20 protein-coding genes are annotated in these 26,821 nt (G+C 62.2%); 10 read left to right on the plus strand and 10 right to left on the minus strand.

Going from position 1 to position 26,821, the window contains the following annotated elements:
• Positions 1–235: 235 nt before the first annotated feature.
• Complete coding sequence (locus QZM35_RS26125) at positions 236–2,041, plus strand: alkaline phosphatase (protein WP_301777203.1); 1,806 nt, start codon at positions 236–238, stop codon at positions 2,039–2,041.
• 16 nt (positions 2,042–2,057) lie between these two features.
• Here QZM35_RS26125 and QZM35_RS26130 read toward each other — a convergent pair whose 3' ends face one another.
• Positions 2,058–2,204, minus strand: coding sequence for a DUF3096 domain-containing protein (locus QZM35_RS26130; protein WP_076841491.1), 147 nt, complete (start codon positions 2,202–2,204; stop codon positions 2,058–2,060).
• 927 nt (positions 2,205–3,131) lie between these two features.
• Between QZM35_RS26130 and QZM35_RS26135 the strand changes: the two genes are divergently transcribed.
• Positions 3,132–4,007: a phytanoyl-CoA dioxygenase family protein gene (locus QZM35_RS26135; RefSeq protein ID WP_089429446.1), complete on the plus strand. Its 876-nt coding sequence runs from the start codon at positions 3,132–3,134 to the stop codon at positions 4,005–4,007.
• A gap of 1,016 nt (positions 4,008–5,023) precedes the next feature.
• Positions 5,024–6,292 carry an aminotransferase class III-fold pyridoxal phosphate-dependent enzyme gene (locus QZM35_RS26140; protein WP_089429444.1) on the plus strand — a complete coding sequence of 423 codons (1,269 nt, stop codon included), beginning with the start codon at positions 5,024–5,026 and terminating at the stop codon, positions 6,290–6,292.
• A gap of 305 nt (positions 6,293–6,597) precedes the next feature.
• On the opposite strand, the gene QZM35_RS26145 is transcribed toward QZM35_RS26140, so the two are convergent.
• The 5 genes from QZM35_RS26145 to QZM35_RS26165 all read right to left on the minus strand — a co-directional run bounded on the left by QZM35_RS26145 (position 6,598) and on the right by QZM35_RS26165 (position 10,990).
• Positions 6,598–6,894, minus strand: coding sequence for an EthD family reductase (locus QZM35_RS26145; RefSeq protein WP_301777086.1), 297 nt, complete (start codon positions 6,892–6,894; stop codon positions 6,598–6,600).
• Positions 6,895–6,945: 51 nt separating this feature from the next.
• Complete coding sequence (locus QZM35_RS26150) at positions 6,946–7,635, minus strand: hypothetical protein (RefSeq protein WP_301777087.1); 690 nt, start codon at positions 7,633–7,635, stop codon at positions 6,946–6,948.
• 204 nt (positions 7,636–7,839) lie between these two features.
• Positions 7,840–8,988, minus strand: coding sequence for an MFS transporter (locus QZM35_RS26155; protein WP_254600131.1), 1,149 nt, complete (start codon positions 8,986–8,988; stop codon positions 7,840–7,842).
• 244 nt (positions 8,989–9,232) lie between these two features.
• Positions 9,233–10,111 (minus strand): phytanoyl-CoA dioxygenase family protein, encoded by an 879-nt coding sequence (locus QZM35_RS26160; RefSeq protein ID WP_301777088.1) that lies wholly within the window; start codon positions 10,109–10,111, stop codon positions 9,233–9,235.
• 21 nt (positions 10,112–10,132) lie between these two features.
• Positions 10,133–10,990 (minus strand): NAD(P)-dependent oxidoreductase, encoded by an 858-nt coding sequence (locus tag QZM35_RS26165; protein WP_301777089.1) that lies wholly within the window; start codon positions 10,988–10,990, stop codon positions 10,133–10,135.
• 778 nt (positions 10,991–11,768) lie between these two features.
• Here QZM35_RS26165 and QZM35_RS26170 point away from each other — a divergent pair.
• Positions 11,769–12,398 carry a TetR/AcrR family transcriptional regulator gene (locus QZM35_RS26170; RefSeq protein ID WP_089429438.1) on the plus strand — a complete coding sequence of 210 codons (630 nt, stop codon included), beginning with the start codon at positions 11,769–11,771 and terminating at the stop codon, positions 12,396–12,398.
• 580 nt (positions 12,399–12,978) lie between these two features.
• Positions 12,979–13,578, plus strand: coding sequence for a TetR/AcrR family transcriptional regulator (locus tag QZM35_RS26175; protein ID WP_089429437.1), 600 nt, complete (start codon positions 12,979–12,981; stop codon positions 13,576–13,578).
• A gap of 141 nt (positions 13,579–13,719) precedes the next feature.
• Here QZM35_RS26175 and QZM35_RS26180 read toward each other — a convergent pair whose 3' ends face one another.
• Positions 13,720–15,180, minus strand: coding sequence for an aldehyde dehydrogenase family protein (locus QZM35_RS26180; RefSeq protein ID WP_301777090.1), 1,461 nt, complete (start codon positions 15,178–15,180; stop codon positions 13,720–13,722).
• A gap of 567 nt (positions 15,181–15,747) precedes the next feature.
• Between QZM35_RS26180 and QZM35_RS26185 the strand changes: the two genes are divergently transcribed.
• Positions 15,748–16,728, plus strand: coding sequence for an aminotransferase class IV (locus tag QZM35_RS26185; RefSeq protein WP_089429436.1), 981 nt, complete (start codon positions 15,748–15,750; stop codon positions 16,726–16,728).
• Between the two features lie 327 nt (positions 16,729–17,055).
• Here QZM35_RS26185 and QZM35_RS26190 read toward each other — a convergent pair whose 3' ends face one another.
• The gene (locus QZM35_RS26190; RefSeq protein ID WP_254610226.1) at positions 17,056–17,214 is read right to left on the minus strand and encodes a hypothetical protein; all 159 of its coding nucleotides are present in this window, start codon (positions 17,212–17,214) and stop codon (positions 17,056–17,058) included.
• Between the two features lie 16 nt (positions 17,215–17,230).
• Here QZM35_RS26190 and QZM35_RS26195 point away from each other — a divergent pair, with 16 nt between their 5' ends.
• Genes QZM35_RS26195 through QZM35_RS26210 form a run of 4 tightly spaced genes read left to right on the plus strand, consistent with a single transcriptional unit; the run spans position 17,231 to position 23,569 of the window.
• The gene (locus QZM35_RS26195; protein ID WP_301777091.1) at positions 17,231–18,448 is read left to right on the plus strand and encodes a DUF1329 domain-containing protein; all 1,218 of its coding nucleotides are present in this window, start codon (positions 17,231–17,233) and stop codon (positions 18,446–18,448) included.
• 16 nt (positions 18,449–18,464) lie between these two features.
• Complete coding sequence (locus QZM35_RS26200) at positions 18,465–20,171, plus strand: DUF1302 domain-containing protein (RefSeq protein ID WP_301777092.1); 1,707 nt, start codon at positions 18,465–18,467, stop codon at positions 20,169–20,171.
• A gap of 7 nt (positions 20,172–20,178) precedes the next feature.
• Entirely contained in the window at positions 20,179–22,578 is a 2,400-nt protein-coding gene (locus tag QZM35_RS26205) for an RND family transporter (protein WP_174971155.1), read from the plus strand.
• 16 nt (positions 22,579–22,594) lie between these two features.
• Positions 22,595–23,569, plus strand: a complete 975-nt coding sequence (locus tag QZM35_RS26210; protein WP_301777093.1) for a YCF48-related protein — start codon at positions 22,595–22,597, stop codon at positions 23,567–23,569.
• A 194-nt stretch (positions 23,570–23,763) separates the two neighbouring features.
• On the opposite strand, the gene QZM35_RS26215 is transcribed toward QZM35_RS26210, so the two are convergent.
• Together QZM35_RS26215 and QZM35_RS26220 are read right to left on the minus strand one after the other, a co-directional pair.
• Positions 23,764–24,453: a response regulator transcription factor gene (locus QZM35_RS26215; protein ID WP_089434204.1), complete on the minus strand. Its 690-nt coding sequence runs from the start codon at positions 24,451–24,453 to the stop codon at positions 23,764–23,766.
• 560 nt (positions 24,454–25,013) lie between these two features.
• Positions 25,014–26,642 (minus strand): GMC family oxidoreductase, encoded by a 1,629-nt coding sequence (locus QZM35_RS26220; RefSeq protein ID WP_301777094.1) that lies wholly within the window; start codon positions 26,640–26,642, stop codon positions 25,014–25,016.
• Positions 26,643–26,821 lie beyond the last annotated feature (179 nt).

The raw sequence follows: 26,821 nt of genomic DNA on the forward strand, positions 1-26,821 counted from the left end.
GCCCGGTATCCCAGCAAGGCGCGTTCCTGAATGCACGAGCCTTCCGCCGGATGGCGTGCGGGATTTCGAAAATGGGGTTCGCACGACTTTTCAGTCCTCGATCTTCGCAGTAATGTTCCGGATCGACTGCTCCCCTGCCGCGCGCGGCGGGGGCAGTGGCAAGCTTGTCCGGCGCGAGAAGCGTGCGCCTGCCGCAGCGCTTCCCGCATCCACGGGATGTCGATCGGGAGGATCAATGGATCGTCGCCATTTCCTCAAGTCGTCGGCTTTTTTTACCATTGCGGCCGCCGTCGCCGCCACGCGCGACGTTTCACCGGCGGCCCTGCCGGGCAGCCCCGCGCGCGAGAACCTCCATCGATTCCCGCAAGGTGTTGCAAGCGGTGATCCGCGCGATCACTCCATCGTGTTCTGGACGCGATGCGTTCCGGTATCCAGCGGCGTGCAGCACGACGCAAAAGGCGCCGCGCGCGCGGTCCCGCTACGACTCGAAGTGTCGACGCGGGCGGATTTCTCGACGCTCGTCGCCAGCGTCCCGTTGCGGGCGCTGGCCATCTACGACTTCACCGTGCGCGCGAAGGTGACGGCCTTCACGCCGAAGACCACCTACCACTACCGGTTCGTCGCCGGCGACGACGTCAGCATGACGGGTGTCGCGCGCACCGCGCCGGCGGCAAACGCGGCCAACGAACGGGTTCGCTTCGCGTGGCTCACCTGCCAGGACTGGAGCGTCAACCACTGGCAAGCGATGACGCTGCTGGCCGACGAGCGCGACCTCGATTTCGTCGTGCACGTGGGCGACTACATCTATGAAACGGTCGGGACCGCTCCTCCCGGCCGCGCCGAGCCGGCGCATCCTCCGCTGCACCTGAGCGGCGGCAAGCTGCTCGCGGACGGCCGCACGTATGCCGAGACGCTCGAAGACTACCGGACGCTCTATCGCACCTATCGAACCGATCCGCGCCTGCAGACGCTGCACCAGCGCCTGCCGATGATCGCGATCTGGGACGACCACGAATTTTCCGACGATTGCTGGCAGGACCATCAGGTCTACACCAACGAGGAGCGGCAGGAAACCGGGCGTCGCCGCAGCGCCAGTCGCGCGTGGGCGGAATACATGCCGGTGGATTGGGACGATGTGCGCTTCGAGCCGGACAATCCGTCGTACACGAACATTCGCATCTACCGCGATTTTCGTTTCGGCATGCTGATGCATCTGGTGATGACGGACGAGCGGCTGTATCGCGACGACCACGTCGTGAGCGAAGCCGCTGTCGCACGTGCGCACGGGCACGACCCGGTGCATGGGGACGACGCAGCCGGCTCGCGCTACTTCGTCAAGCAGGACGTGCTGCAACGCGACGAGGCGCGCGACACCCGGCAGCTCGGCCGCCCGCCGTCGATGCTCGGCCCCGAACAGACACGATGGTGGAAAACCTTGATGAAGGACTCGCCGGCCACCTGGAAGGTATGGGGCAACGAAGTGATGTTGAACCGTCTGTGGTTCGTGATGCCGGGCGCACCCGGGACGCCGGCGGCCCGCCTCGTGGTCGATTGCGACGCATGGGACGGCTATCCCGCGCACAAGCACGAACTGCTCGCTTACTTGCGGGAGCACGGGATCCGCAACGTCGTCGCGATCACCGGAGACCTGCATGCCTTTCAGGGCGGCGTCGTGCGGGACGATCCCGATCCCGCGACGGGGGTGCCGGTCATCGTCGATTTCGTCTGCGCCGGCATCAGCAGCATGTCCTTCTATACCTACCTGAAAGCCGCATGGAACGGGACACCGCTCGCGTCGATCGCGGCGACGCCGGCCAGACTCGACCGCTTCCTGATGGCGAACAATCCCGATCTGTGCCACGCCGACCACGACGCGCAGGGTTATGCATCGGCCACCGTCACACCGGAATCCTTTTCCGTCACGTTCAACAAGGTGAAGCCGTTGAACCCGGACGGCACCGCGCCCGCGGATGCACTGCTTGGCCGCACGCGATTGACGGTGCCCAGGGATTCAGTCGAGGTACGCGTCGAACCTGTGTAGACGCCGACGCGGCGCGTCAGTGGAAATGTCCGCCGAAAAGCCCAAGCAATCCAATGACGATCAGGTAGATTGCGACGATGTAGTTCAGCAGGCGCGGTACCACCAGGATGAGAATCCCGGCGATCAGCGAGACCAACGGGCTCCAGTTCGTGAATGTGTGCATGGCGTTGCCCTCATGACAATAGATCGCGAAATCGCTGGGTGAAGCGCCTCGCCGAAACACGACGGGCATGTGTCGTGCAGCGTTCCATTGCGGGCCGGAGCGATTTCCGTGCCCGGCTCAGCGCGCGAGCTCCTGTGAAAATACCGGCATGCGTTCGAGCCATGGCGCTCGCTCATCTCTCACGGCGCTTCGTCGTGCAGAAGCCGTCATGCGTCGCGATGCCGGGACAGAATTGACAAGGGCTTGAAAAATCGTCCGCGGATCGCGCGTCGGTCGCCGCGCAGCCGCGCCGGGGCAGGATGTCGATCGTGGCGCACGCAACGGCACGGGCAGCGACTCCGTACGCGGGCGCTTATGACGAGCAAGCAGCTTGCGTGCCCGATCGCCTGGTTCGCACCACACCGAGCCCGTATGCGCGAGCCCGCACGCAAGACTGAACGTGTCGAGGAACGTCGTCGCCGGCGTGGCCATTCGATTCCGAATCACGTCTCCCCACACCGCGTCAGGCGTGATCACAACTTTCGCATGCACGCCTGAACGACCGCTCTCCTCTCATCCCCTACGCCATTCAAACGCGACGGGTTAACCATGATCGACCGTCGAAAAACGCCATGTTAACTTCCTCGATCATACGACTTGGTCAATTGACCTGATTCGCTGCGAATACGCCAATTCACCGGAAACCCCCGCGAATGCGTCCATGTCTGTCACCTCCGGGAACACGTACTGGACCACCCGGAGGTCGCGACAACGTCGGGAATACCGTGCGCGCTCCATCAACTGGCGTGGCAGGAACGTATGGCAGAAAGCGAAGGCATACGCAGTCAAATGACTCAGTCAAAAATTCGACTTGAGGTCGGGATCACCACCCGAATCAGAACGTGACGCCGCGTCTGATTTACCCGTCCACGCAACTTTGAGGCAAACATGAACGCCAATATTCAGAACATTCAGGACGCGCTCCCCACCGTCCCCAAACAGACCAGCGCGCAAGAGATCGTGTCGCTCATGAATCAATATGGTGGAGTCCGGATCAAGAATTATCTGACCCAGGAGCAGGTCGCGAACATCAATCGTGAGGTCGATGCGCCGCTCGAGCGGCTTCGCGAAGGGTCGTCGCACGACAACGAACTGATCAAGGAATTCCACGGCACCTATACGAAGCGCCTGACGAACATGGTCACGCACAGCAAGACGTTCGGGGATGTTCTGGATGACGAACTCTTTCATGAACTCGGCGAGGTGCTCTACCGTGAAGAGTCCGGCGACTGGTGGCTCTCGACCGCGCAGGTCATCGACATCGGCCCGGGCAACACGGCACAGATGCTGCATCGCGACGTCGGCAATTTTCCGCCCCTGTGCGCGCTCGGCGTCAACGGGCCTACGGTATTCACCAACCTCATGATTGCCCTGACGCGCTTCACCGAGGAAAACGGCGCCACCCGAATCATTCCGGGAAGCCAGAACTGGGACGAGGATTACTTCAACAGCAAGGGCACGCCCGACATGACCATTGCCGCCGAAATGGATGCCGGCGACGCGTTGCTGTTCAGCGGCAAGGTGATCCACGGCGGCGGCGCGAACGTGACGAAGAACGAGCGCCGGCGCGGGCTCACGATTCCGATGCAGCCGTCCTACCTGACGCCGGAGGAAGCGTATCCCTTCATCGTCGAGATGGACACCGTACGACGCCTGTCGAAACGCGTTCAGCGAATCATCGGCTTCCGCTCGCAATATCCGGCCGGCACGCCGGGCCTGTGGCAAGTCGACTACGACGATATCGCGACGCATCTCGGCCTCTGAGCCACGAACAGACGCCTGCATCCGTCCGGGAGGGGGATCCTCCTCCACGGATTCCGCGATGCACATGCGCGGGCCACGACAGCATCATCGCCAGCGAGACACCCCATGAAGATCGACCTGACGAATCGCGTTGCGATCTTGAGAACAATGCGGGGATTGCGCGCCTTTCCGGGGATGGCCCTCAAGAATCGACTTTCTATTGCACCTCATCCAACTCAGGAGCGTGATCATGGTGAAGCGTTTATTTGTCGCAATCTCCCTCGTTGCCGGGTTACTTCTCGTACTCAGCCCGGGATTCATGGTTCTCTACCATATCGAGCACTACGACTCGAGCCAATAGGCGCCATCCGGAAAGATCGAACATGCCGGCGTAGCCTCGCGCGCGGATCGTGTCGAACGCGATCCGCGTAGCGTATTGCTCGCGCTTCGGATGCTCCGACTGCATAGATCAGTCTGCCCCTGCCATGCGCGCACCGTGCGCCTGGACACGCCTGTACACACCGCTGTCTCCCGCAGCGAAATCTGCTTGCGGAAGCCCACCGCCATCGCCCCTCGCCCCCATCCCCGCGTTGATCGCCCTGCATCCCTGCTCGACAGGTTGAGCGGGGATTTCCATCATGCGGATCAGATGGCGACGCCGCACAGCGCATGCCGCCGAACTGCCGCCGCTCGCCTCCTCCCCCATCGCCGTGGCATGCCCGGCATGACGTTGATCCGCTGCCGCGAAGCACTAGTGGAAAACGCCAATTTCAGTCTGGACGACATTTATGGACACTAGACTCGGTCACATGACCAAGTCTCATGAAGCGACGACAGACACCCAGGCGCGTAACGCAGCGAGGCTGCATTCGCGGAGCGATGTTGGTCGGCGCATCGATCCAACAACGAGACGCGAGATTTCGGATGCGGCATTCCCCAACATTCCAGGGGTTCAAATACTTGGTCAAATGACTCAGTCAAAAGACTTGATATCGGATCTGACGTTCCGGGAACGAATTTTTCACAAGGAGTCGAGCATGGACAGGCTGGCAAGGAAGAACGAGTGGTTCGCAAGAGCCGAAAAGGTCATCCCGGGCGGGATGTACGGTCACCAGAGCGTCAAGTATTTGACGGAAGATTTCCCGCTGTACTTCGCAAAAGCGAAAGGTACCCATCTTTGGGACGTCGACGGCAACCAGTACATCGACTACGTATGTGGCTACGGCACGAACCTGTTCGGCTACGGCAACGAGCGGATCGAGCAAGCCGCGGCCCTCCAGTTGCAGAAGATCGACACGGCGACGGGCCCCAGCGAGGTGATGGTTCAGCTTGCCGAGGCGCTCACGCAACAGGTCAGCCACGCCGACTGGGCAATGTTCTGCAAGAACGGCTCGGACGCCACGTCGATGGCCATGGTGATCTCGCGCGCGTATCGCGAGAAACGGAAGATTCTCGTTGCGCGCGGCACGTACCATGGTGCGTCCCCGTGGAACGTGCCCTATACGACGGGGATCACCAAGGAAGACCGCGCTCACGTCGTCTACTTCGAGTACAACGATCTCGAGAGCCTCAATGCCGCCGTCAAGAGCGTCGACGGTGACGTAGCGGCCATCTACGCGACGCCGTTCCGGCACGAAGTGCTCTACGATCAGTTCTTCCCGTCGATCGAGTACGCGAAGGAATGCCGTCGCCTCGCGGACGAGCAGGAAGCGCTTCTGGTCGTCGACGAGGTCCGCACGGGGCTGCGCCTGTCGCGTGATTGTTCATGGTCGGACTGGGGCGTGCACCCGGACCTCAGCTGCTGGGGCAAGGCCATCGGCGGCGGCTATGCGATCGCGGCGGTGCTCGGTTCGGACAAGGCACGCGAGGCTGCAACGAACATTTTCGTCACGGGCTCCTACTGGCTCTCGGCCGTGCCGATGGCCGCGGCCATCGAAACGCTGCGCCTGGTACGAGAAACGGACTACCTCGAACACACCAGGCGGTTGGCGGACAAGCTGCGCGCGGGCCTCGCCGAGCAAGCCGAGCGGCATGGCTTCGAACTCAAGCAGACCGGGCCGAGCGTCATGCCCCAGATGCTGTTCGCGGGTGACGACGAGCTCGTGTCGCGCGGGCGGGCGTGGACGTCGGAAGTCATCAAGAATGGCGCCTATCTCCACCCGTGGCACAACATGTTTTTTACGGCGAGCCATACCGACGAAGACATCGCGCGTACGCTCGAGGCGACCGAAACGGCGTTTGGCGCGATCAAGCAGAAGGCGGTGGCAGTGAGCCGCCTGGATATCCTGGACACCGTGCAGCGTTGATGCCGGATGCTGGATGAGCCTTCGGCCTGCGGCCGAAGGCTGTATTGCCGAGCGCATTCGCCCGGCGTCAAAACCCTGAGCGGCCGCGCGGGCAATCGACAGGTGCGGCTTCAGGCAAGGCGCGATCCACTCCCGAACCGCGTCTTCGTCAAGTTCCAGTCGGCCATCTCGTCCGTGGCCGATCGGCATTCTGCTTCGAAGGTCTTGTTTCTTCGTCGTCAAGGCCCGAGTGCATGGGTCCACGCGGACACTTTGCCTCAGACCCTCTTGCCCTCGTAGACCAGGTTCGGTCGACGACGACTCGGTCAGTCGCCGGCGCGGAAGATCGCCGGTTGAACGTTGGTGAAGTTCGGCACATCGCCGACCACCTCGGCTGTTCTGGCCGAAGCCAGCGCGGCATCGATTCCAGCCTGATCGCTGAAACGCAATAGCGTGACGCAGGCAAAAGGCTGCGGATCCGGCGCCGGAAACAGCACCTCCACCGACTGCAGCCCACATTCGCCCCACGCCGCCCGTACGAGCGACGCGTGGGTGGCGAGATAGTACTCGCGGTCAAATTCCATACCCGCTACAGCGGGATAACTCACGATCAAGGTAGCCATATCCGATCTCTCGCATGAAGAATCAAACATATTCCCGCAGGAACGCGACAATTACTGCGGCTTTCGCTCCAGGCGACCAAGGGTATAACCTCGAATCAGATTCCCTTCCTTTTCCTGCACCCGTTCCAGCGCACAATAGGCGTAATACAACGAAACCGACATATAAGACCAAGAAAGCAATGCAAATATATAGAAAATCATATGATCGCCGTCGCCAGGGATAGGGTAAAAGTCGTAGACGCTCGCAATAATCTGTGTGGATACGAGTGTCAGGATCACACCTGCAGCATTACGATACTCTCCGGCATTCGCCAGTTTCTTGACAACGTAAATGAGGTAAAGCGAGAACAACGACCACATCACCAGATAGAAATACGGCTTGGGTCCAACCATGAAATCCGCGGTCCACAAAATAACCGTCCCCACCAGCGCCCCCACCGCATACAACACGTCGCCGACCATCGATGGTTTATATCGATGCGTAACCGACATCATGCCCGCAACGATGATGATCGGCACGCCGAAGCCTCTTGAAAACGCGTCGCAGAAAAGCGAGATACTGAAAAAGATCGCCTTGCCGGTCAACGCATTGATCATCAAATTCGTTGCCGAGAACGTCACGACCAGCGACTCGAATCCGAGAAGGCCGTTGCGCTTCCCGAAATACTTCACGCCACAAATGAACGAAGTCACGATCAACGCGAGATCAGCCAGGCAATAAAGATAGAATTTGAGTTCCATGAAAAAACTCCGTGATCGTCGAGATATTTGTCTGCCGTCATGTTCGTCATCCACGTTCACGGCAGTTTTTTGCGCTGCCTGTCGACGCGAGAGGACGCTTCCGGGAGATGCCTGCTCCGCACTGGCATGTCAGGCATGCTGGCGCCGCCCAGGTACCGGTGCGGTCAGTGCGGCCACGCTCGGTTGATCGCTTCACCGCGCACGTCAGGCGACCGCGGCTTCGGCATGTTTTGCCTTGAACTGCCGGATCGCCACGCTGGCCAGAAACATCGGCACCACCAGCAACCCGACGGAGAGCCAGCCGACCGCGCGCAAACCGGCCACGCTGAACACCGTGCCCGCAATCGCGGGGCCCACTGCCAGGCCGAGATTGATTGCCGACGCACAGGTCGCGGTGCTTCTTCCGCTGGCATCCATTTGTGAAAGTGCCGCCACCATATAAGGAGCCACCAGCGTGGCACCGGCACTGACGAGCGCCGTCGACACGAGAAACGCCCACTTGCCGCCCACGCAATACATGCCCAGGCTGCATGCGATCAACAGCGCGAGCCCAAGGGCGATCGGCTTGAACAGGCCAAAGCGATCGCCCAGCCAGTTGACCGCCACCCCCACCGGCAACTGGAGGGCCGCATTGAGCATGAACAGCATGCCGAGTTGCTCCGCTTCGACGCCCCGGGTCGCAGCAACCTCAGCGGCAAATCCCATGAGGGCCGTCTGCGAGACGTAGATGAAGAATGCGCTGATCAGCATCCCTCGGACGTCACTGGATTTGATGGCGTCCTTCGCGACCGCTTCCTCGCTTGCGTTGACGGCGGGATGCATGAACGCGCCGAAAAACAGCGCCGCCACGACCACGGCGAGCTGGACGGCATCCACCCCGATATGACCCATCTTCACATTCAGGATCGGTACGACGTACATCGCACAGGAAAATATGATGGCCATCGCAACGGCGACTTGCGCCGCGACCTTCTCCGGGTGCTTGACGTGTGCAATCACCCCATACGCGCACACGCAGCTGACGCCCAACGCGGCGCCGAGAACCAGCTTCGCGGCGACGAATACATGGAAATTATGTGAAAACATCGCACACGTCGACAGGACGGCAAGCGCTGCCGCAGCGAGCGCGCCCGTCCTCTTGTTCAACGTCGCCGTGTGACGACCGAAAACGATGATGGAAAGCGAAAGACAGAGCAGCACCGCAGACGCGAGCCAACCGGCGGTGCTTTCGGACAGCCCGAACCGTGCCATCGATTCCTCGATGCTGAATGGGAGCAGGTAGGTGGGCGTCCAGACCACGGCTCCTGTATAAAGCAGCGCGATTTTTCGGATTCCCTTGATTTCGACACTCACGATCGACTCCTTGTCGTTTGCACGAATGCGAGATCGCGGCGTGGCATCGAATCGCCCTCTTGCTCGCATTCATACCGGCACTGTTTCGAAGACTGCTGCATCCAACCGAAAAATCGCACTATCGGAACGGCTCGCTGTGCACCGATCCAGGCATCCCGTCGAGCGACCACGATGCCTCCAGATGATGGAATCGCCCGATTTCCACGTGAAAACCGGGCCAGGATTCCACCACCCAACCCGTGCGTTAATCGAAATGCCCGACCTCGAGGAAATCCTTCATCTTCAACAGGTCGTTCGGATCCGACATTTGACCGTTGCGCTCGACGAAGCCGGCAAACGTGGTGCCATACGTCCAGCCGAGCAGGCGCTGCAGCTCTTCCGGATAGCGCTTCACGCGCTCGATGGGCAGCGTGAGGTACTGGTTTTCTTCCTGCCGGAGGATCGCCAGGTCATACGACATCGTCAGGCCGGTGCGCGGGGCATCGCTGGTGTTCTTCCCGCCGCCGTGATAGGTGGAGCCGATGAAGAACAGCGCATCGCCGGCCGACATGGTCGCGGGAATGGCTTCCTCCTGCGTGGGCATGCGCTCGTCGTCCCACTTGTGGCTACCCGGGATGACGAGCGTGGCGCCGTTTTCCGCCGTGAAGTCCGATACGGCCACCATCACCTGGAACCGGGCCTCGCGCCCATAGTTCGGGTGCCGCCAGAGCCATACGGAATCGTCACGATGCAACGGCTGAAGGCCCTGACCCGGCAGGATCTGGATCGCTTGCGTCACCCCCACCTGAATATCGGGCGCGACATCGACCTGGTTTTCGCCGCTCCAGATCTTGATCGGCGTCTGCAGGATGCTGCGCGCCGCACCCAGATAGAGCGGGTGCAACGCAACCTCGGCCATCCAGTCGGTACGCGCGAAGAGGCGCGAGACGCGACGCGTCTGTGTCCCGGCGAAGTAATCGTCCACTCCGTTCGGAGAGGACTCGAGCGTGTCGAAGAGCGTACGCTGGATTCGCGCGAGCAAATCGGAATCGAGAAAGTTCTTGACGATCGCCCCACCATCCTGCCTGACCGCATTGGCAAGATCTTCAGGAGTGCTACCACTTGAAAGGCGCTGCAACGACATGATGATTCCTCCAACAAATTGTCAATGATTGAAGAGTGCGGCGTACCCTCGGTCACCACTGCCTTCTGCAATGGATGACAGGATTCGCTCGCGTAGCGCCTTCAGGATTCGCGGCGGCTGCCCGATATCTTCCTGCGCCTGCTGAAACAGTTCGGTTGCTCGTGCGTAGATGTCGAGGTCCGCTCCGCGCGGTTGATAGTCGGATGCCGCCACGGATTCGAACAGACCTTCGATGAAGTGAGTCTGACCGGCGAGATAGGTTGGAATCAGGTCGCGAATCTCGTCGATCGAAATGCCCGAGTTCACCACGAATCTGAGACCTTCCAGAAAGGCCGCGCCCGCCCCAAAAACGAACGTGCCCGTCAACCCGGCATCGAGCACGTTCGGCACGTCAGGTCGTGCACTGACGTAGGTGGATTGCGGAGCAATCTTCCGGAGCAGCGGCTCCACCTCGCTCCAGGTCTTCTCGTCGCCGCCAAACAGGATGACGGCGTTCTCGCGGCCGATATCCGGCGGGAAGCACTGGATCGTTCCACTGATGAATTTTGCGCCGGCGCCACGCACGATTTGATCCAGCTTCTGGACCTCGGACGGGCGCCCCGTGGCCAGATTGACCACCGTTTTCCCTTTCAGGCGCTCGCCCAGCGCCTCGAAGTCCGCCGCGAGGTCAACCGGCGTTGCCGTCACGACGACGATGACGTCCGCCTCATCAAAGGCGGTGGTGGCGCGCTCGGCAACCCGGCCGCCCAGTTCGCGCAGACGTTGCGCCTTTTCAGCCTTCCTGTTCCAGACGACGACTTCCGCACCATCGTCAATCAGGGTGGCGGCAATGGCGGACCCCATCACCCCCAGGCCCAAGACGGCAATCACATGGCTCATTCGTATTCCCTATCGTTGTCGTTGACCACACTACCGAGAAACATCCTTCGTTCAAGTCAACCACATGAATCATTAGACTTGGTCACATGACTATAAAGCAAGCCGTATGCCAATCTGATCCGGGTGTTCGCCCTTCGTGAAGGGCGGCTAACGCGCGCGCTGGTGATTCGCATGCCCCGGCGCGGGGAATTCGCCGCACCAAGTGATGCTCGGCGTCACGATAGCGGTGCAAACAAGTTGACTTGATCAAATGACCACGAATCTACAGGCACGAGTCTTATGCTTCGACAGGACATTGGGAATACGGAGTTTCCATTAGCCTCGTCATGAAGGCACCGTACGAGCCAACGCAATGGCGTCCCTTCCACGACACGCACGGCCGCCTTATCGTGCACGTGCGACGGTCACCGTACCTGCGCCTCTCTACGACAGCCTCATCGAAGCAGGAACGCAAGCGCCGCTCGACGAGCGGAGCACCGCTTGATGTCCGGGCCGATCCACGATGTGCGAGTCCGTCTTCCGGTTCAGCGAGCCTGCCGCCGAGTCGCATCGCCGCCGCGAGGTTCGTCCAGCGCCGCGGCACATCGACGCCATCACCATGCCCGGCACGTACCTGCGAACGGCACGTCTCACGACGCCATGGCGGCGCAATATCCGTGCGGGACAATGCCTTGTGTTGCTTGCGAAATGCCGCCCATCGTCATGCTAATATCCGAGGATTCGACTACCCTGCACGGGTAGCGCCTTTGGACGAAGACATAAAACGGAGCGCTGGCCTATGCAGCGAGTACGGGCTGAAGTCCGCCGCCAGGACCTCGTCGCGGCGACTGTCGCGGTGATTGCAGAACACGGTGTGAAGGGTGCCACGACCCGTCGCATCGCCGAGGCTGCAGGATGCCCACTGGCGTCCCTGCACTACGTGTTTCACTCAAAGGACGAACTGCTGTTCGCCGTCTACGAGTCCCTGATCGACTTGATCCGCTCGGATAGTCCCGAGCCTCCGGAGCACGGCACCCTGTCGGACCTGGCGGAGTTCAACCTGCGCTCCGTCATGACCTGGTTCGAAGCCAACCCGACATACGCGAAGACCCAGTCGGAGTTGTATACGTGGGCGCTCAGGCATCAGCCCGACATGGCCACTGGCGCGCTTCGCATCTCCCAGGAAGGTGCCCGCGCCAATCTGGCGACCGCCGAGCCGCGTGCAGATGCCAAGGTGCTGGACGCCATCGCGCGGCTGACCATCGTCCTGATCGACGGTTTGCTCTTCTCGTGGTTTGCCCAGGAAGATTCGAAACGTCTGGCTGCCGATGTCGACCACGCCAGCAAGATGCTGGCCGCCTACGCAACGACACTGTCGGACGCCCGCCCTGCCGCCAAGCCCCCTCGCAAGTCGGTACGGAAGCACTAAGCCGCTGCCACCTGCGCGATGCACCGGCTCCCCCGGTGCCCTCACAGCGGTAGCGTCGCCGCTTCAATTGACCGCTCGGCTCGCGGCGCATGACGTTTGCAATTTCGCCCATGCGCCGCCCTGCGCGCACGCTCTGCCCGAAGGTGCTTTCAGCAACCGTTGCTCGCGTCCGACCGCGACACGTGCGGCGTGAAGTCACCGGCGCCGCCGAGAATCCACATCGGCCGCGGCCAAGCACCCTGCTTCCATTCGCCCGAAAATCTGACGCTCCCGGCAGGCCGCCGTCGGTCTTGCGTTGCAGTGCTCGCGCTCACGGGTTTACCTCCATCGACAGCGCATCTTTGTCTGCTTAACGTTGACCGATCAAATGATCAAGTCAATAGATCAGATTTTCCGGAATCAGCTGAAACAAGCGAACTGAACATTCAGGGCACCCGTGGCCCGGCCCATTCATGGACAAACTTTCAAGAAGCCGACATAATTCACGATCGTTATGGTCACTTGACCATGTATCACGGATAAACACTACACCTGTGTATGACGTGAACGGAAGAGGATTTTCGGGTACCGGAGTTTACCAATGACAAGAGTTCGCGCTGCGTTGCGGCGACAGGATTTTGTTGACGCTGCCGTTGAAGTCATCGCCGCGCACGGCGTCGCTGGAGCCACCACGCGGCGAATTGCCGAAGCCGCATGCTGCCCACTGGCATCGCTGCATTATGTATTCCATACCAAGGACGATCTGTTCGACGCGGTTTACGAATCCCTGTTCGATCTGCTCGCGGCGAATGCCCCCGCTGACAGGGAATTTCATTCTTTCGGCGAACTCGCCGGATGGCAACTGCGCAAGAATGTCGAATGGCTCGTGCAGCATCCGTCGTACGCCCGGGCACAGTCTGAACTGATCCAGTGGGCAGAGCGTCATCGCCCCGATTTTGCGTTGAAAACCTATGTCGAGACCATCGAGCGAACGATCGCTTACCTCGGCAAGTGCGCGCCACAAGTCAGCCATGACGCGATTGAATCCGTCGCCAGAATGAGCATCATCCTGATCGATGGATTGCTGAACAGTTGGCAAGGCGACACGAATATCCGCGAGCTCAGGGCGAACCTGGATAGTGTAAGTTCAGCGTTGGAGGCGTTTGCCACCTCCCTCTCGAGCTCGACGGTGCAGGCTTGAGCGTCGACGCGGCGTGCCATTGCGCCCATCGCCGGCAACCCGACCCAGCCCGTCCGCACGATGCGTCGTGACCGGCTTCGATCCTGCACCTTTCCGTAGACGGACGTCCGCATACCGCCGGACGCCCGTCGTCGATTCCCGCTAGCTGACGGCGCCCGGCGTCGCGCCGAACATCGACTTCGTCTCCAGGAACTCCTCGATGCCGGCGTAGCCCCACTCTCGTCCGTTACCGGACTGCTTGTACCCCCCGAACGGCGCCGCGATGTCGACGGGCGCGCCGTTCAAATGCACCATCCCGGTCCGCAACTGTCTGGCGACGCGCTCCGCCTGTTCGATCGAGTCGCCATAGACGTAGCCGGACAACCCGTACGGCGAGTCGTTGGCAATGGCGACCGCGTCCGATTCATCCCGATAGGGGATGATCACCAGGACGGGGCCGAAAATCTCCTCGGTTGCAATCGTCATGCGATTGTTCACGCGGCTGAAGACCGTCGGCTTGACGTAGTAGCCTCGCTCAAGCCCCGGGGGATTGCCGAGCCCACCCGACAGCAGCACCGCGCCCTCGTCGATGCCCGTCTGGATCATCTCCTGCACCTTGCGATGCTGGCGTTGGTTCGCCATCGGCCCCATGGTCGTACCGGGATCGCGCGGATCGCCGACGACGACCTGCGCACACGCCGCGACCGCAATCTGCTCTGCCTCCTCGAGCCGATGCGCCGGCACCAGCATGCGCGAAGGCGCGGTGCACGTCTGGCCGGAGTTGGCCATCATCTGAAGCACGCCATGCGTGACACCCTGCTGAAAGTTTTCGCTGTCCAGAATGATGTTCGCCGACTTTCCGCCTAGCTCGAGCGTCACCCGCTTGATCGTCGTCGCAGCGGCCTGAGCGACTTCCACGCCGGCGCTCGTCGAACCCGTCAGCGACACCATGTCAAAGAGCGGGCTGGACGCGATGGCCCTGCCCAGGCGCTGCCCGGAGCCCTGCACGAGATTGAATACGCCGGGAGGGACGCCGGCCTTCTCGATGATCTCGGCGAGCACGATGGCCGAGTACGGCGCATTCTGACTGGGCTTCAACACGATCGTGCAACCCGCCACCAGCGCCGGCGCCACCTTGCACATGACCTGGTTCATCGGCCAGTTCCATGGCGTGATCAACCCGCACACCCCCACCGGCTCCTTCACGATCCGCGACGTGCCCTGGGTGCGTTCGAACGGATACTGCTTCGCCACTTCCAGCGTCGTATGAAGGTGCCAGAGCCCCAGTGCCGCCTGAAGCGGGCGAGAAATGGCGTCCATCGGCGCACCCATCTCGAGCGTGATGGCGTCCGCCATGTCCTGCAGCCGCTCGGTGTAGGCACCGATCACGCGCTCGAGCATCGCGAGCCGCTCGACGAGCGGTGTGTTCGAGAACGCCGCGAACGCGTCGCGCGCCGCCTGCGCGGCCAGGTTCACATCGGCTTCGTCAGAGAACAGCAACACGCCGGAGACTTCGCCCGTCGCCGGATTGATGATGTCGTGCTCCACGCCACCGTTCACCGGCTCCACCCAACGGCCGCCGATGAACGCCTTGCGGAGATGGTCTGCTTCGAAAATCGGCATCTGCTCGCTCCATGTCATTTGGTATCGAGGGCGAGTCGTCAGCCTTCTGGATCGCCCGGGAAGATCCATACTAACGTCTTTTTTGATCATTTGGCCAAGTCACATGACTCGGTAATAATCAGTATTGCCGCCGGCAAGCCAAAGTAAGACGCTTCAGGGAACGAACCGTCATGCTGCTGCGAAAGATTTGCAGCGCGGGTGACCGGATGATGAGGGAGACGAAATCACGAGGCGGCTTTACGCGACGCTCGCAACACACCGAAGCCTCGTGACTCAGGCGGATCGGTGTGGTCTGCCGGAACGGACGTTCGACGATCACCGGCCGGCAAGCACGAGTCTGCTCGCCGCTCGCGTATCGAGGCAGGCATCACAGAGGGTTAACCTTCATCGACAAGGAATTTTTCGAGCAATACTTTCCACTACACGGTCACTTGATCAAGTCATATGGCAGACTTCACGGCGGATAGCCAGGAAGTAAGCAATCCGCAAGGAAGCGCACCGCGATCCGGTCGCTTTTGACGTCAACATCGAACGACAACTCTCCCTCGGGAGCGAAAGGTAATTACCATGGCAATCATTCAAGTCCAGCAGATCATGCACGAGAATCCGCTGCATGCTCGCGCTCCGCATGAACCCCGCTATGAAGATGGCAGCGCCTTCTGTGACGGCAAGTACGTTCCCATCACGGAAGCGACCGTCCCGCTCGTCGACGCCGGGTTCCTGCACGCCGACGCGGCCTACGATGTCGTCACCGTCTCGCGAGGCAACTTCTTCCGGCTCGACGATCACCTCGCGCGCATGGAAGAGTCGTCGGCGAAGTTCTTCCTCGAGAATCCGTTCAATCGCGACCAGGTCCGCGAAATTCTTCACACGCTCGTGCGCAACGCCGGCCTGAAGGATGCGTACGTCTGGTGGTGCGTCACCCGCGGCCCGCTGAGCGTCGACCGCCGCGACCGCAGCGCAATGAAGAACGCGATGTTCGCCTTCGCCGTGCCGTTCTTCTTCCAGGCCGACGACGAGGTCCGCACGCGCGGCTCGAACCTGCTGATCAGCAAGCGGTACAACCGCATTTCCGCGAAGGCAGTCGACCCCACGGCGAAGAACTTCCACTGGATGGACATGAAGCTCGCGCTCTTCGAAGCCATGACGCAGGAGAAGGACTGGGCGGTGCTCGTCGACGAACACGACAACCTCACCGAAGCAGCCGGTGCGAACGTCTTCTTCGTCAAGAACGGGGAGCTCTACACGCCCGCTGAAGGCTGCCTGCTGGGCATCACGCGCCAGAGCGTCTTCGATATCGCCGCCGAGCTCGGCATCAAGGTGAACATCGGCACGTACACCGCGACCCAGCTGCGCGAGGCTGACGAAGCATTCACGTCGTCGTCGGCGGGCGGGATCATGCCCGTCAGCGCAGTGGACGACCAACCGCTTGGCAAACACAACGGCCCCGGCCCGATCTCCGAGAAGATTCACAACCTCTACTGGGAAAAGCGCTGGGCAGGATGGCACGCCCAGCCGGCTGAGTACTTCTCGTCGGTCCCGGCGTAAGCCGGAAGTCACTCAGAAGCGGCGCGCGTACGGAGCCGGCCCGGTCTAACGAGCCGCATCCGGCCCCGGTGGGCGCCCAATAGCTGCATGCATTGACAAACCGTCCGGCGCCCCACCCAGGCGCCGGTCGATCCGAACTTCGACGTTATAGCGATGACCTGGAGTTCGGTGATTCAGTAAAACCAAGCACGAACACACCCCAATTCATTTCGCATAGCTAATAAACGGACAGGACTATCGGTACCTTCATCCGTTTTCACCCATGCACAACCCTTTGGCGGGCGCACGTTACCTGGTCAAGGTCAAGGAGATAGCCGTGGTCAAGACTCATTCTTTCAAGAAATCCGCTTCGCTCATCCGATCGGCAGCGAAATTGTCCGTCATCGCTTCCGCCGTCGCGATGTCCTTGACCGGTGCGCTTGCGGAAGGGACGGATGCTTCACATACGCCGTCGGGCGCCGAAATCGCCGGCACCGCGAGCGGCATTCCCGCCTGGACCCCCGTGGGCAACGTCGGGGCGGGCTGGAGCTACGGCAAGCGCCGCGCGGATTTCTTCAAATACAAGTCCGACAAGCCGCTGTACACGATCGACGCCAGCAACGTCGACAAGTACGCGGACAAGCTCAACCCGGGCCAGATTGCGCTGCTGAAGAACCTGAAGGGCTTCACGATGCCGGTCTATCCGTCCCGGCGCACGTGCGGCGTCCCCGATTTCGTCGCGGAGAACACGAAGAACAACGCGGGCTTCGCCAAGATGTCGGCCGACGGATCGGAACTCACCGATGCCCACCTGCCCGGCTACCCGTTCCCTGCGCCCAAGACCGGCGCGGAAGTGATGTGGAACGCGAAGCTGCACTACCGCGGCGCCGGCGTCGAGATGCGCGACATCATCACCGTCGTCTCCCCGCGCAAGGGCGCGTCCGACTGGATCAAGAACGTGTCCGACGCGTGGATCTATCAGCCGTGGGGTGACAAGGCCGGCACGACGTTCGCGAAGGTCAATCAGATCGAAGGCAACGCCTACTACGCGTACAAGTCCCCGGCGGCCATTGCCGGCCAGGCCGCGATCTTTACGAACTATGCGGACAAGCCGACCGAAGTCTTCTACTACTTCCCGGGGCAGCGCCGGACCCGTCGCATGCCGTCGTATGCGTACGATGCGCCGCAGATCGGCTTCGACAACCAGTACAACATCGATGAAGCGCTGGTCTTCTCCGGACAGACGGACCGATTCTCGTGGAAGCTGCTCGGCAAGAAGGAAATGGTCGTGACGTACAACGACCTCGGCATGTACGACTTCTCGGACAAATTTGAAGACGCCTACGGCCCCGACTTCGTGAACCCGGCGAAGCGTCGCTACGAACTCCATCGCGTGTGGGTCGTGGAAGCCACGGTCAAGCAGGGGATGCGTCATACCGCGCCCAAGCGCCTGTTCTACGTCGACGAAGACAGCTGGAGCTACCTCGGCGCGGTGGACTACGACGCGCAGGGCAACATCTCGAAGGTCCGCGAGGGCTACATCATTCCGGTGTACGAAACGGGCAGCTGCGACACGCTCGCATTCGCGCAATACAACCTCGTCGACGGCCGGTATCTCGTGGACGGTTCGATGCTCGCGGCCGGACGGGACGCGAAGTGGTCGGTCGACTCGTCGGCGGACCAACACTACAAGCCGAGCTTCTACAACGCCGATAATCTCCGTGCGTTGAGCGAGCGTTGACAGGGGCCGAGACAAAATGGCTACCACCTCCTCCTTACAGCCCCGCTCCAGCGTGGTGCTCGTGCGCGCGGCGATCGCGGCGCTTGTCGCCGTCGGGTGCGGCAGCGCGCACGCCTTCACGTTCACGATCGGGAACGTCGAAGGCAGTTTCGATTCGACGATATCGGCGGGCGTCGGCATTCGCACCGCGTCGCCGAGCAGCAATCTCGTGTCGCCGACCTACAACGTGGCCACCGGTGCGCAGACGGGTGGCGGCCGGCTCGGTCAGTTGAGCGGCCTCTCCGATCAGGGCGACATCAACTACGGCAAGGGCGATCCGTTCACGAGCTATCTCAAGGGCAACCACGAGCTGGTCCTGAAGATGCCGTCGCAAGGGCTCACGTTCATGGCGCGAGGCACCTGGCAGTACGACTACTCCGGCACCCGCACGACAGGCGCAACCAGCGGACAGGACCTGTTCTACAACCCGTCGCCCAACCTGAGCGGCGGGCTCCCGTCCGATGCCGAGAAGAACATCCGCTTCAAGCCGCGCCTGCTCGACCTGTGGGTCAGCAAGCAGTTCAACGTCGGCGACCAGATTGCCCGCGTCCGCGTGGGTAACCAGGTCGTCAGCTGGGGCGAAAGCATCTGGGAAGTCGGCGGGGTCAATGCGACGAACGCGATCGACGTGAATCGCGCGTCCCAGCCCGGCGCGCAGGTCAAGGAGATCATCCTGCCCGCGCCGATCGTGAGTGTCGCGTCCGGCGTCGGGCACGGCGTGAACGTCGAAGGGTACTACCAGAGCAACTGGAACCAGAATTACCTGCCGCCGGTGGGCAGCTATTGGTCGAACCAGATCGTCGGTCCCGGCAACAACACGTACGGCGTCTCGACCATCCATCCGAAGAACGGCGGGCAGTATGGTTTTTCCATTCGCTACCAGCCGGCGGGAACCGACCTGAATCTCGGCTTCTACACGATCGCGTACCACGACAAGTTCCCGCAAGTCTCGCTGAGTTCGACGGGCGGGACGGTGTTCCGGTTTCCGGAAGACCGCCACATGATCGGCGTCAGCGCCAACTTCCCGGTGGGCGACTGGGCAATCGGCACTGAACTCTCGTACCGGCCGCGAGATGCCGTTCCGCTGAATCCGGCCAGCAGATGCGTCGCGCAAGGGGGGAACTGCTGGGTCGACGAGAAGCGCTTCCAGTGGCACCTGACGACCCTCTACTCGCTGCAGCCGGGCAATTCCGCAGCGTTCCTGAAGCTGCTCGGCGCCCAGACCGCCACGCTGACGACCGAGACGGTGATCATCGCTTATCCGGGGCTTCACAAGAGCTACGGCGGATCGCCGATTTCGCCTGGCGCGCTTCTGTGGGGGAACGAATTCAACGACTTGTTCGCGACCGGCGCACTCAACATGCCGGGTAGTGCCCAGGGAACGAAATACTCCGGCGGGATCGACGTCGATTTCAACTGGGTTTACGACGGCACCGTCATTCCCGGGTGGCAGGTCAACCCGGGGATCTTCGTCCGGTACGGCCTGTTCGGCAATACGCCGAACGTGAATGCCCAGTTCATGCGCGGCGTGACGGCCATGAACCTGTATGTGAACTTCATACAGAACCCGGCGAACTGGCAGGTCGGCTTGAACTACACCCGCTTCATGGGCCCGACCAACCCGCTGGCCAACCCGCTACGTGACAGGGACTTCGTGGCAATCGTCGCATCTCGCAATTTCTGAGGTCAATATGAATCAACCGCCTGTTTCCGACGCAGCCCGACCCGGCAAGCTGCTTAGAATTCTTCATTCGCTGGAAAATACGCTGTTCGGTCACAGGCGTCTCGTGCTGGGGCTCCTGGTGCTGTTCACGGTCGTCATGGCCTGCTTCGCCGTCAAGCTGCGCATGGATGCCGGGTTCGAGAAGCAGCTGCCGCTGGGCCACGAATACACGCAGACGTTCAACGAGTATCGCGGTGACCTGCTCGGCGCCAACCGCTTGATCGTCGTCGTCAAGGCCCGCAAGGGCAGCATCTGGACGCCGGCGGCGTTGAAGCGCCTGTATGAAGTCACCCAGGCGGTCACCTTCCTGCCGAACGTGTCTCGCAGCAGCGTCCAGTCCCTCTGGACACCGAATTCATTCGTCAACGAGATCACCGAAGATGGATTCCGGGCCGACCCGCTCATTCCCGGCACCGTGACGCCCGATCAGCTCGACGGCAACACGGTCGGCGCCATTTCGCGCTCGACCGCCCAGGGCGGATTCGTCGGCAGCCTCGTGTCGCGCGACCAGAGCAGCGCCATGGTCACCGCCGATCTCAACGAGCTGGATGCCAAAGGCGAGCGGGTCGACTACGTGGCATTCGACAAGGCGCTCGAATCGCAATTGCGCGCCAAGTTCGAGGATGCGAACTATGAAATCCAGATCATCGGTTTCGCGAAGCAGATCGGCGATATTGCAAACGGCGCGTCGTCCGTCCTGAAGTTCTGCGCGATCGCCCTGCTCCTGACCGCGTTGGCCGTCTACTGGTACTGCCGCTCCGTTCGCCTGACGATCCTGCCGCTGACCTGCTCGCTCGTCTCGCTCGTCTGGCAGTTCGGCACGCTGCATCTGCTCGGCTACGGGCTCGACCCGTTGGGCGTGCTGGTTCCGTTCCTGGTGTTCGCGATCGGCGTTTCACACGGCGTCCAGCAGATCAACTTCATCGTGCGCGAGATCTCCCACGGGAAGTCGGTGGAGCAAGCCGCCCGGTCCAGCTTCAGCGGGCTGCTGATTCCCGGCACGCTCGCGCTGGTGACCGCGTTCGTTTCCTTCGTCACGCTGATCCTGATTCCGATCCCGATGGTGCGCGAGCTCGCGATCACCGCTTCGCTCGGCGTGGCGTACAAGATCGTCACGAACCTGGTGATGCTGCCGCTGGCGGCGTCGTTGCTCAAGGTCGACGGCAATTATGCAAAGAATGCGGAGCTGCATGCCGTTCGTCGTGGCCGCGTGCTCCGCGTGCTCGCCAAAGTCGCCGTTCCGCGCAATGCGGCGATCGTCCTGCTGGCCGCCGTCGTGGTGTTCGCCGTGGCGGCCTGGGAAAGCCGGGACCGCGTGGTCGGCACGCTGCAAGCCGGCGCGCCCGAGCTGCGTGCCGACGCCCGGTTCAACCAGGATTCGGTTTCGATTGCGTCGAGCTACGACGTCGGCCTCGACTGGATTTCGATCGTCTTCGAAGCGCCGCCCCAGTCCTGCAACAACGTGGAGGTCGGCGCGTACCAGGATCGCTTCGTCTGGTCGATGCGTGCCGTCCCCGGCGTGTTGTCGGTCGTTTCGTTCTCGTCGTTGCTGCGGCAATACAGCGAGGGATACAACGAAGGCAATCCGAAGATGTCCGCGATCCCCATCGATCCGGATAACTATTCATCGCTGGCCGGCGAGGTGGCCCGCACGCCCGGCGTCATGCGCAAGGACTGCAGCATGACCGCGGTGAACATCTATCTGGCCGACCACAAGGCGACCACGATCACCCAGGTGATCAACGCCGCGAAGCATTTCCGCGACACGAACAAGCTGCCGGGCGTGAAGATCCGGCTCGCGTCCGGCAACGCCGGCGTGCTGGCCGCGGTCAACGACGAAATCGAGCGCAGCGAATTGCCGATGATGCTCTACGTCTATACGACCATCGTCCTGCTCGTCCTCGTCACGTACCGTGACCTGCGCGCGGTCCTCGCCTGCTGCCTGCCGCTGACGATCGGCACGTTCATCGGGTATTGGTTCATGAAGGAGCTGCAGATCGGCCTGACCGTCGCCACGTTGCCCGTGATGGTGCTGGCGGTGGGCATCGGCGTCGACTATGCGTTCTATATCTACAACCGGCTGCAGCTGCATCTCGCCAACGGCGTCGGCATCGTCAAGGCGCTCGAACAGTCGATCCTCGAGATCGGGACGGCCACCATCTTCACGGCGATCACGCTCGCGATCGGCGTCGCCACCTGGTCGTTCTCCGAGCTCAAGTTCCAGGCGGACATGGGCAAGCTCCTGGCGTTCATGTTCATCGTCAACATGGTCATGGCCATGACGGTTCTGCCCGCCTTCGCCGTCTGGCTCGAGCGCATCTTCCCGCGGCGCAAGCCCGCCCGTGCCCCCGGCCTGCTCGCCCATTGAAGAAGAAGAGGATTCCATGACCCTGTATCGCAAGGTTCTCTCCCTGACGGCCGGCGCCGTCGTCTTTGGCGCGCTGCTGGGCAGCGTGCCAGGCGCCGTAGCCGCACCGGAACTCCGGCCCGTTCCGGCCGTCCAGTCCAGCATCGCGACCCAGTCCCCCGTGCTCGATGCGACCTGGGCCGGCCAGCGGGTCGTGAGTGTCGGCGCGAACGGCATCGTCCTGCTGTCCGACAACCGCGGTGCGACGTACCGTCAGGCCAAGTCCGTGCCCGTGAGCTCGACGCTGACGTCCGTCAGTTTCATCGACGCCAGGACAGGATGGGCAGTCGGCCACTGGGGCGCGATCCTGAAGACCACCGACGGCGGCGAGACGTGGGAGGTTCAACGTCTCGTGACGAGCGAGGATCGCCCGCTGTTCGGCGTGCACTTCATCGACGCCAACCACGGCGTGGCCGTCGGACTCTGGTCGCTCATCCTTGTCACCGATGACGGCGGCAAGACCTGGACCAAAAAGGAAGCCGTGCTCCCGAACGGCAAGAAGTCGGACCTGAATCTGTTCGGCCTCTTTTCGAACGGCAATGGCGAGATCTTTGCCACGGCCGAGAAGGGGCAGCTCCTGATTTCCCGCGACAAGGGCAACACGTGGGAAAGCGTGGAGACCGGTTACAAGGGGTCGTTCTGGTGCGGCGTGGCGCTGCCCAACGGGGTGCTGCTGGTCGGCGGGCTGCGCGGCACGCTGATGCGAAGCGAGGACAACGGCCATACCTGGTCACGCGCGACGCTCGACACCCGGAACTCCATTACCGCGCTTGCGTCCCGAGGCGCCACGGTATTGGCGGTCGGGGTCGACGGGCTGCAGGCTCAAAGTACCGATGACGGCAAGACGTTCCAGCGCCTGCGCACCCAGACCGGGACGACGTACACCGCGGCGCTTCCCTCGACGGGCGACAAGTGGCTGATCTTTTCTCGCGACGGGGTCATTGCGCAGTAACGGTCGGATGTCTGATGCGCGTGGCGGGCCGCGATCGTGAATCGCGGCCCGCTGGGTCGAAGCCTGCCTGACCGCGGATGGAAGGCGGGCCAAACGGCGAGCAAGTTCTCCCGCCTTGGTGGCACGGATCACCCGAAGAGGAAGCGGCTCACGGACGAGCCGCCGTGTCACGCCACGCGCGACACCCTCCCCCGTCAACCGGATTTTCGCAGTCGATAGCCGACGCCGTGCACGCTTTCCACGATGCCCGACGCCCCTGCGGCCGCCAGCTTTCTCCGTAACCGGCTCATGTGGCTGTCGACGGTGCGCGTGGATGCGCTGACGTCCGCCATGCACGCATCGAGCAATTCGACGCGCGTAAATGCGCGATTCGGCAGCCTGGCCATGTGAGCCAGCAGGCGGAATTCGACGAGTGTTACGGAAACCGGCGTTTCACCGGAGGACGTTCTCACGCACGCCATATAGCTCTCCGTATCGACTTCGAGCGCCCCCACCCGGAGGCGACGTTCAGGCGCGAGCGCACCGGAGCGGCGAAGAATCGCGAGCAATCGTGCGACGACCACGTCCGGGTTGAACGGCCTGACGATGTAGTCGTCAGCGCCGGCGTGCAGTGCGCGCAACTGCTCCCCGTCCCGGTCACACGCCGACATGACGACGATGGGGGCACCGCTTTGCCGTCGAAGCCTGGCGAGCATGTCCAGGGTGTCCGCACGCAGTTCACGGACGTCGAGAATGACCAGATCCGGCTTCAGGTTCAGTTGCGTGGCCAGCACGGTCTGGGAGGGGTGGGTCTGGAATGTTCGAAAGCCGTTGCGCGTCAGGCAGGTATCGAGCGTCGACGACATTTCCGGTGCGTCATCCGCGATGAGTATGAGCGAGTGCATGTTTGAATATCCGGGTCGTTGCCTTTCGTGCACGCGGCCACCTTCCGGACAGCGTTCAGGCGCTGCAAAGGGGGCCCCGTTCACGGGCATCGCTCGTCGAATTGAAGACGGCGTTCGGCATGACACACGCCGAAGCCATCGGGATGGAGGCCGGTGAAGAACATTTCCCGCACCCGGACCGGGCCGGACGCCGCGCAAGGTCGATCGGCTGACGGGTTCGCTGGTTGCAGCGGCTCGTCGCCGCGAAGCAGGCTCCGGTCTTTCTCCGGTTGCTGACGCACACAGGTCGCCACCCGGCATCGGCGCGTCGAGGGGCGACCTCTCTTTCCTCGTGCTCGCGTTGCCCTTCAAAGCGCAAGGATGCGTTCATGATCGGCGGCTGGCTGCGTCAGCAGACCTCACCACGCTAGCGGGCGATTCTCCCGCAGCCTCCAGTCTTGCCTCAACCGGCCCGCGAGCCCTTGCCTTCGGGTCGCGGACGTCGCTGCACACATCATGCTCGCGACGTTCACGTGTGGTTGAAGCCTTCGTGCCGACGAACGTCGGCACGAGAAGGCCACTCACACCGCGGTTTCCGGCACCGCGGACGGGAACCGGGAAATCCTCCGGATCAGGTCCGAGGCTTTCTCGCCGATCATGATCGTCGGCGCGTTCGTGTTTGCCCCCACCAGCGTCGGCATGATCGATGCATCCACCACGCGCAAGCCTTCCGTTCCCCGTACGCGCAACTGGGAATCGACGACGGCGAGCGCGTCGTTCCCCATGCGACACGTTCCGACCGGGTGGTACACGGTGTCGGTCCGCTCGCGCAGCAACGCACGAATGTCGTCGTCCGATCGCGACCGGGACGCGAACAGGTCCTCCGTCACGAACCGGGCCATGGACGGCGCGGCCATCAACCGCCGGGTCAGCTTGTAGCCCTCGACCAGGACTTCGAGATCATCGTCGTGCTCGAGGAATGCCGGGTCGATCAACGGCGCGTCCAGCGGATCGGCGCTTCGCAGCTTGACCGACCCACGGCTTTTCGGCCTCAGCAGGCACACGTGACAGGAAAGACCATGTCCGAGCCGTACCTTCCTGCCGTGATCGCTGACGGGCCCGACGACGAAGTGCATCTGAACGTCCGGTCGATCCAGATCGGGACGCGTCTTCAGAAACGCGCCGCCCTCGGCGAAGTTGGTGGTCAGGGTGCCGGTTCGCGAGTTCCGGTATTGCCGGACGTCGCCCAGCGTCTTGATCGCGCCGCGTACCGATACGCCGAGTGCATCCAGGCTGTTCGTCTTGTAGCTGACGACGAAGTCCGGATGATCCTGCAGGTTCTCACCCACGCCCGGGAGATCGGCGACGACCTGGATCCCGTGACGCTCGAGTTCGTCCTTCGGCCCGACGCCGGACAACATCAGCAACTGCGGCGATTGAAGCGCGCCCGCGGACAGGATCACCTCCTTCTTCGCCCAGACCGTCTCGACATTCCCGCCACGTGTGACTTCGACGCCAACGGCCCGCTTGCCGTCGAACACGATGCGCCTGACCTGCGCGCCCGTCTCCACCGTCAGGTTGCCGCGCGTCTTCAGGTGCGGAAAAAGATAGGCACGTGCCGCACTCCAGCGCTCGCCATTCTTCTGGGTCACCTGGTAAATGCCGACCCCTTCCTGCTCCGCACCGTTGAAATCGTCCGTGACGGGCAGGCCGCACTCTCGTGCGGCGTCCAGCCAACGCGCCTGGAATGGATTGTTCGTCCTCAGGTCGCTGACCCACAACGGGCCGCCGCGCCCGTGCCATTCATTGCTTAGCCGCTCGTTATGCTCGCTTCGCTTGAAATACGGGAAGACGTCGTTCCAGCCCCAGCCTTCGTTGCCGAGCGCGGCCCAGTCGTCGTAGTCGGCATGATGGCCGCGCGTGTACACCATCGCATTGATCGCGGACGATCCGCCCAGCGCCTTGCCACGCGGCTGGTAGCCGCGTCGCCCCTGCAGCCCCTTCTGCGGCACCGTCTCGAACGCCCAGTTGTTCAGCTTGGACGGGATCATCAGCACCAGGGCGGCCGGCACGGTGACGGGCCAGCCATCGCCCGTGCCGCCGGCTTCGAAGAGGCACAGCGTCACATCGGGATCTTCGGTCAAACGCGAAGCCAGCACGCTGCCTGCCGAGCCGCCGCCTACAACAAGATAATCGAATGAGTTCTTCACGGGTCTGTGTCCTGGATAGATGCCTGAACGCTTCACAAGCAACTACCTGATGCATCGATTCCGCCACGCGCGTCGCGGCCTCAGCGAGCCGTCGCGCAATCGGCTTCATGCCGTCATGCATCAGCACTGCGTGGCCGCCTCGGCACCGTTGGAGATCATCCATCGAACCGCGTGCGGCC

The sequence above is a fragment of the Burkholderia sp. AU45274 genome, assembly GCF_030482505.1.
Lineage (GTDB): Bacteria > Pseudomonadota > Gammaproteobacteria > Burkholderiales > Burkholderiaceae > Burkholderia.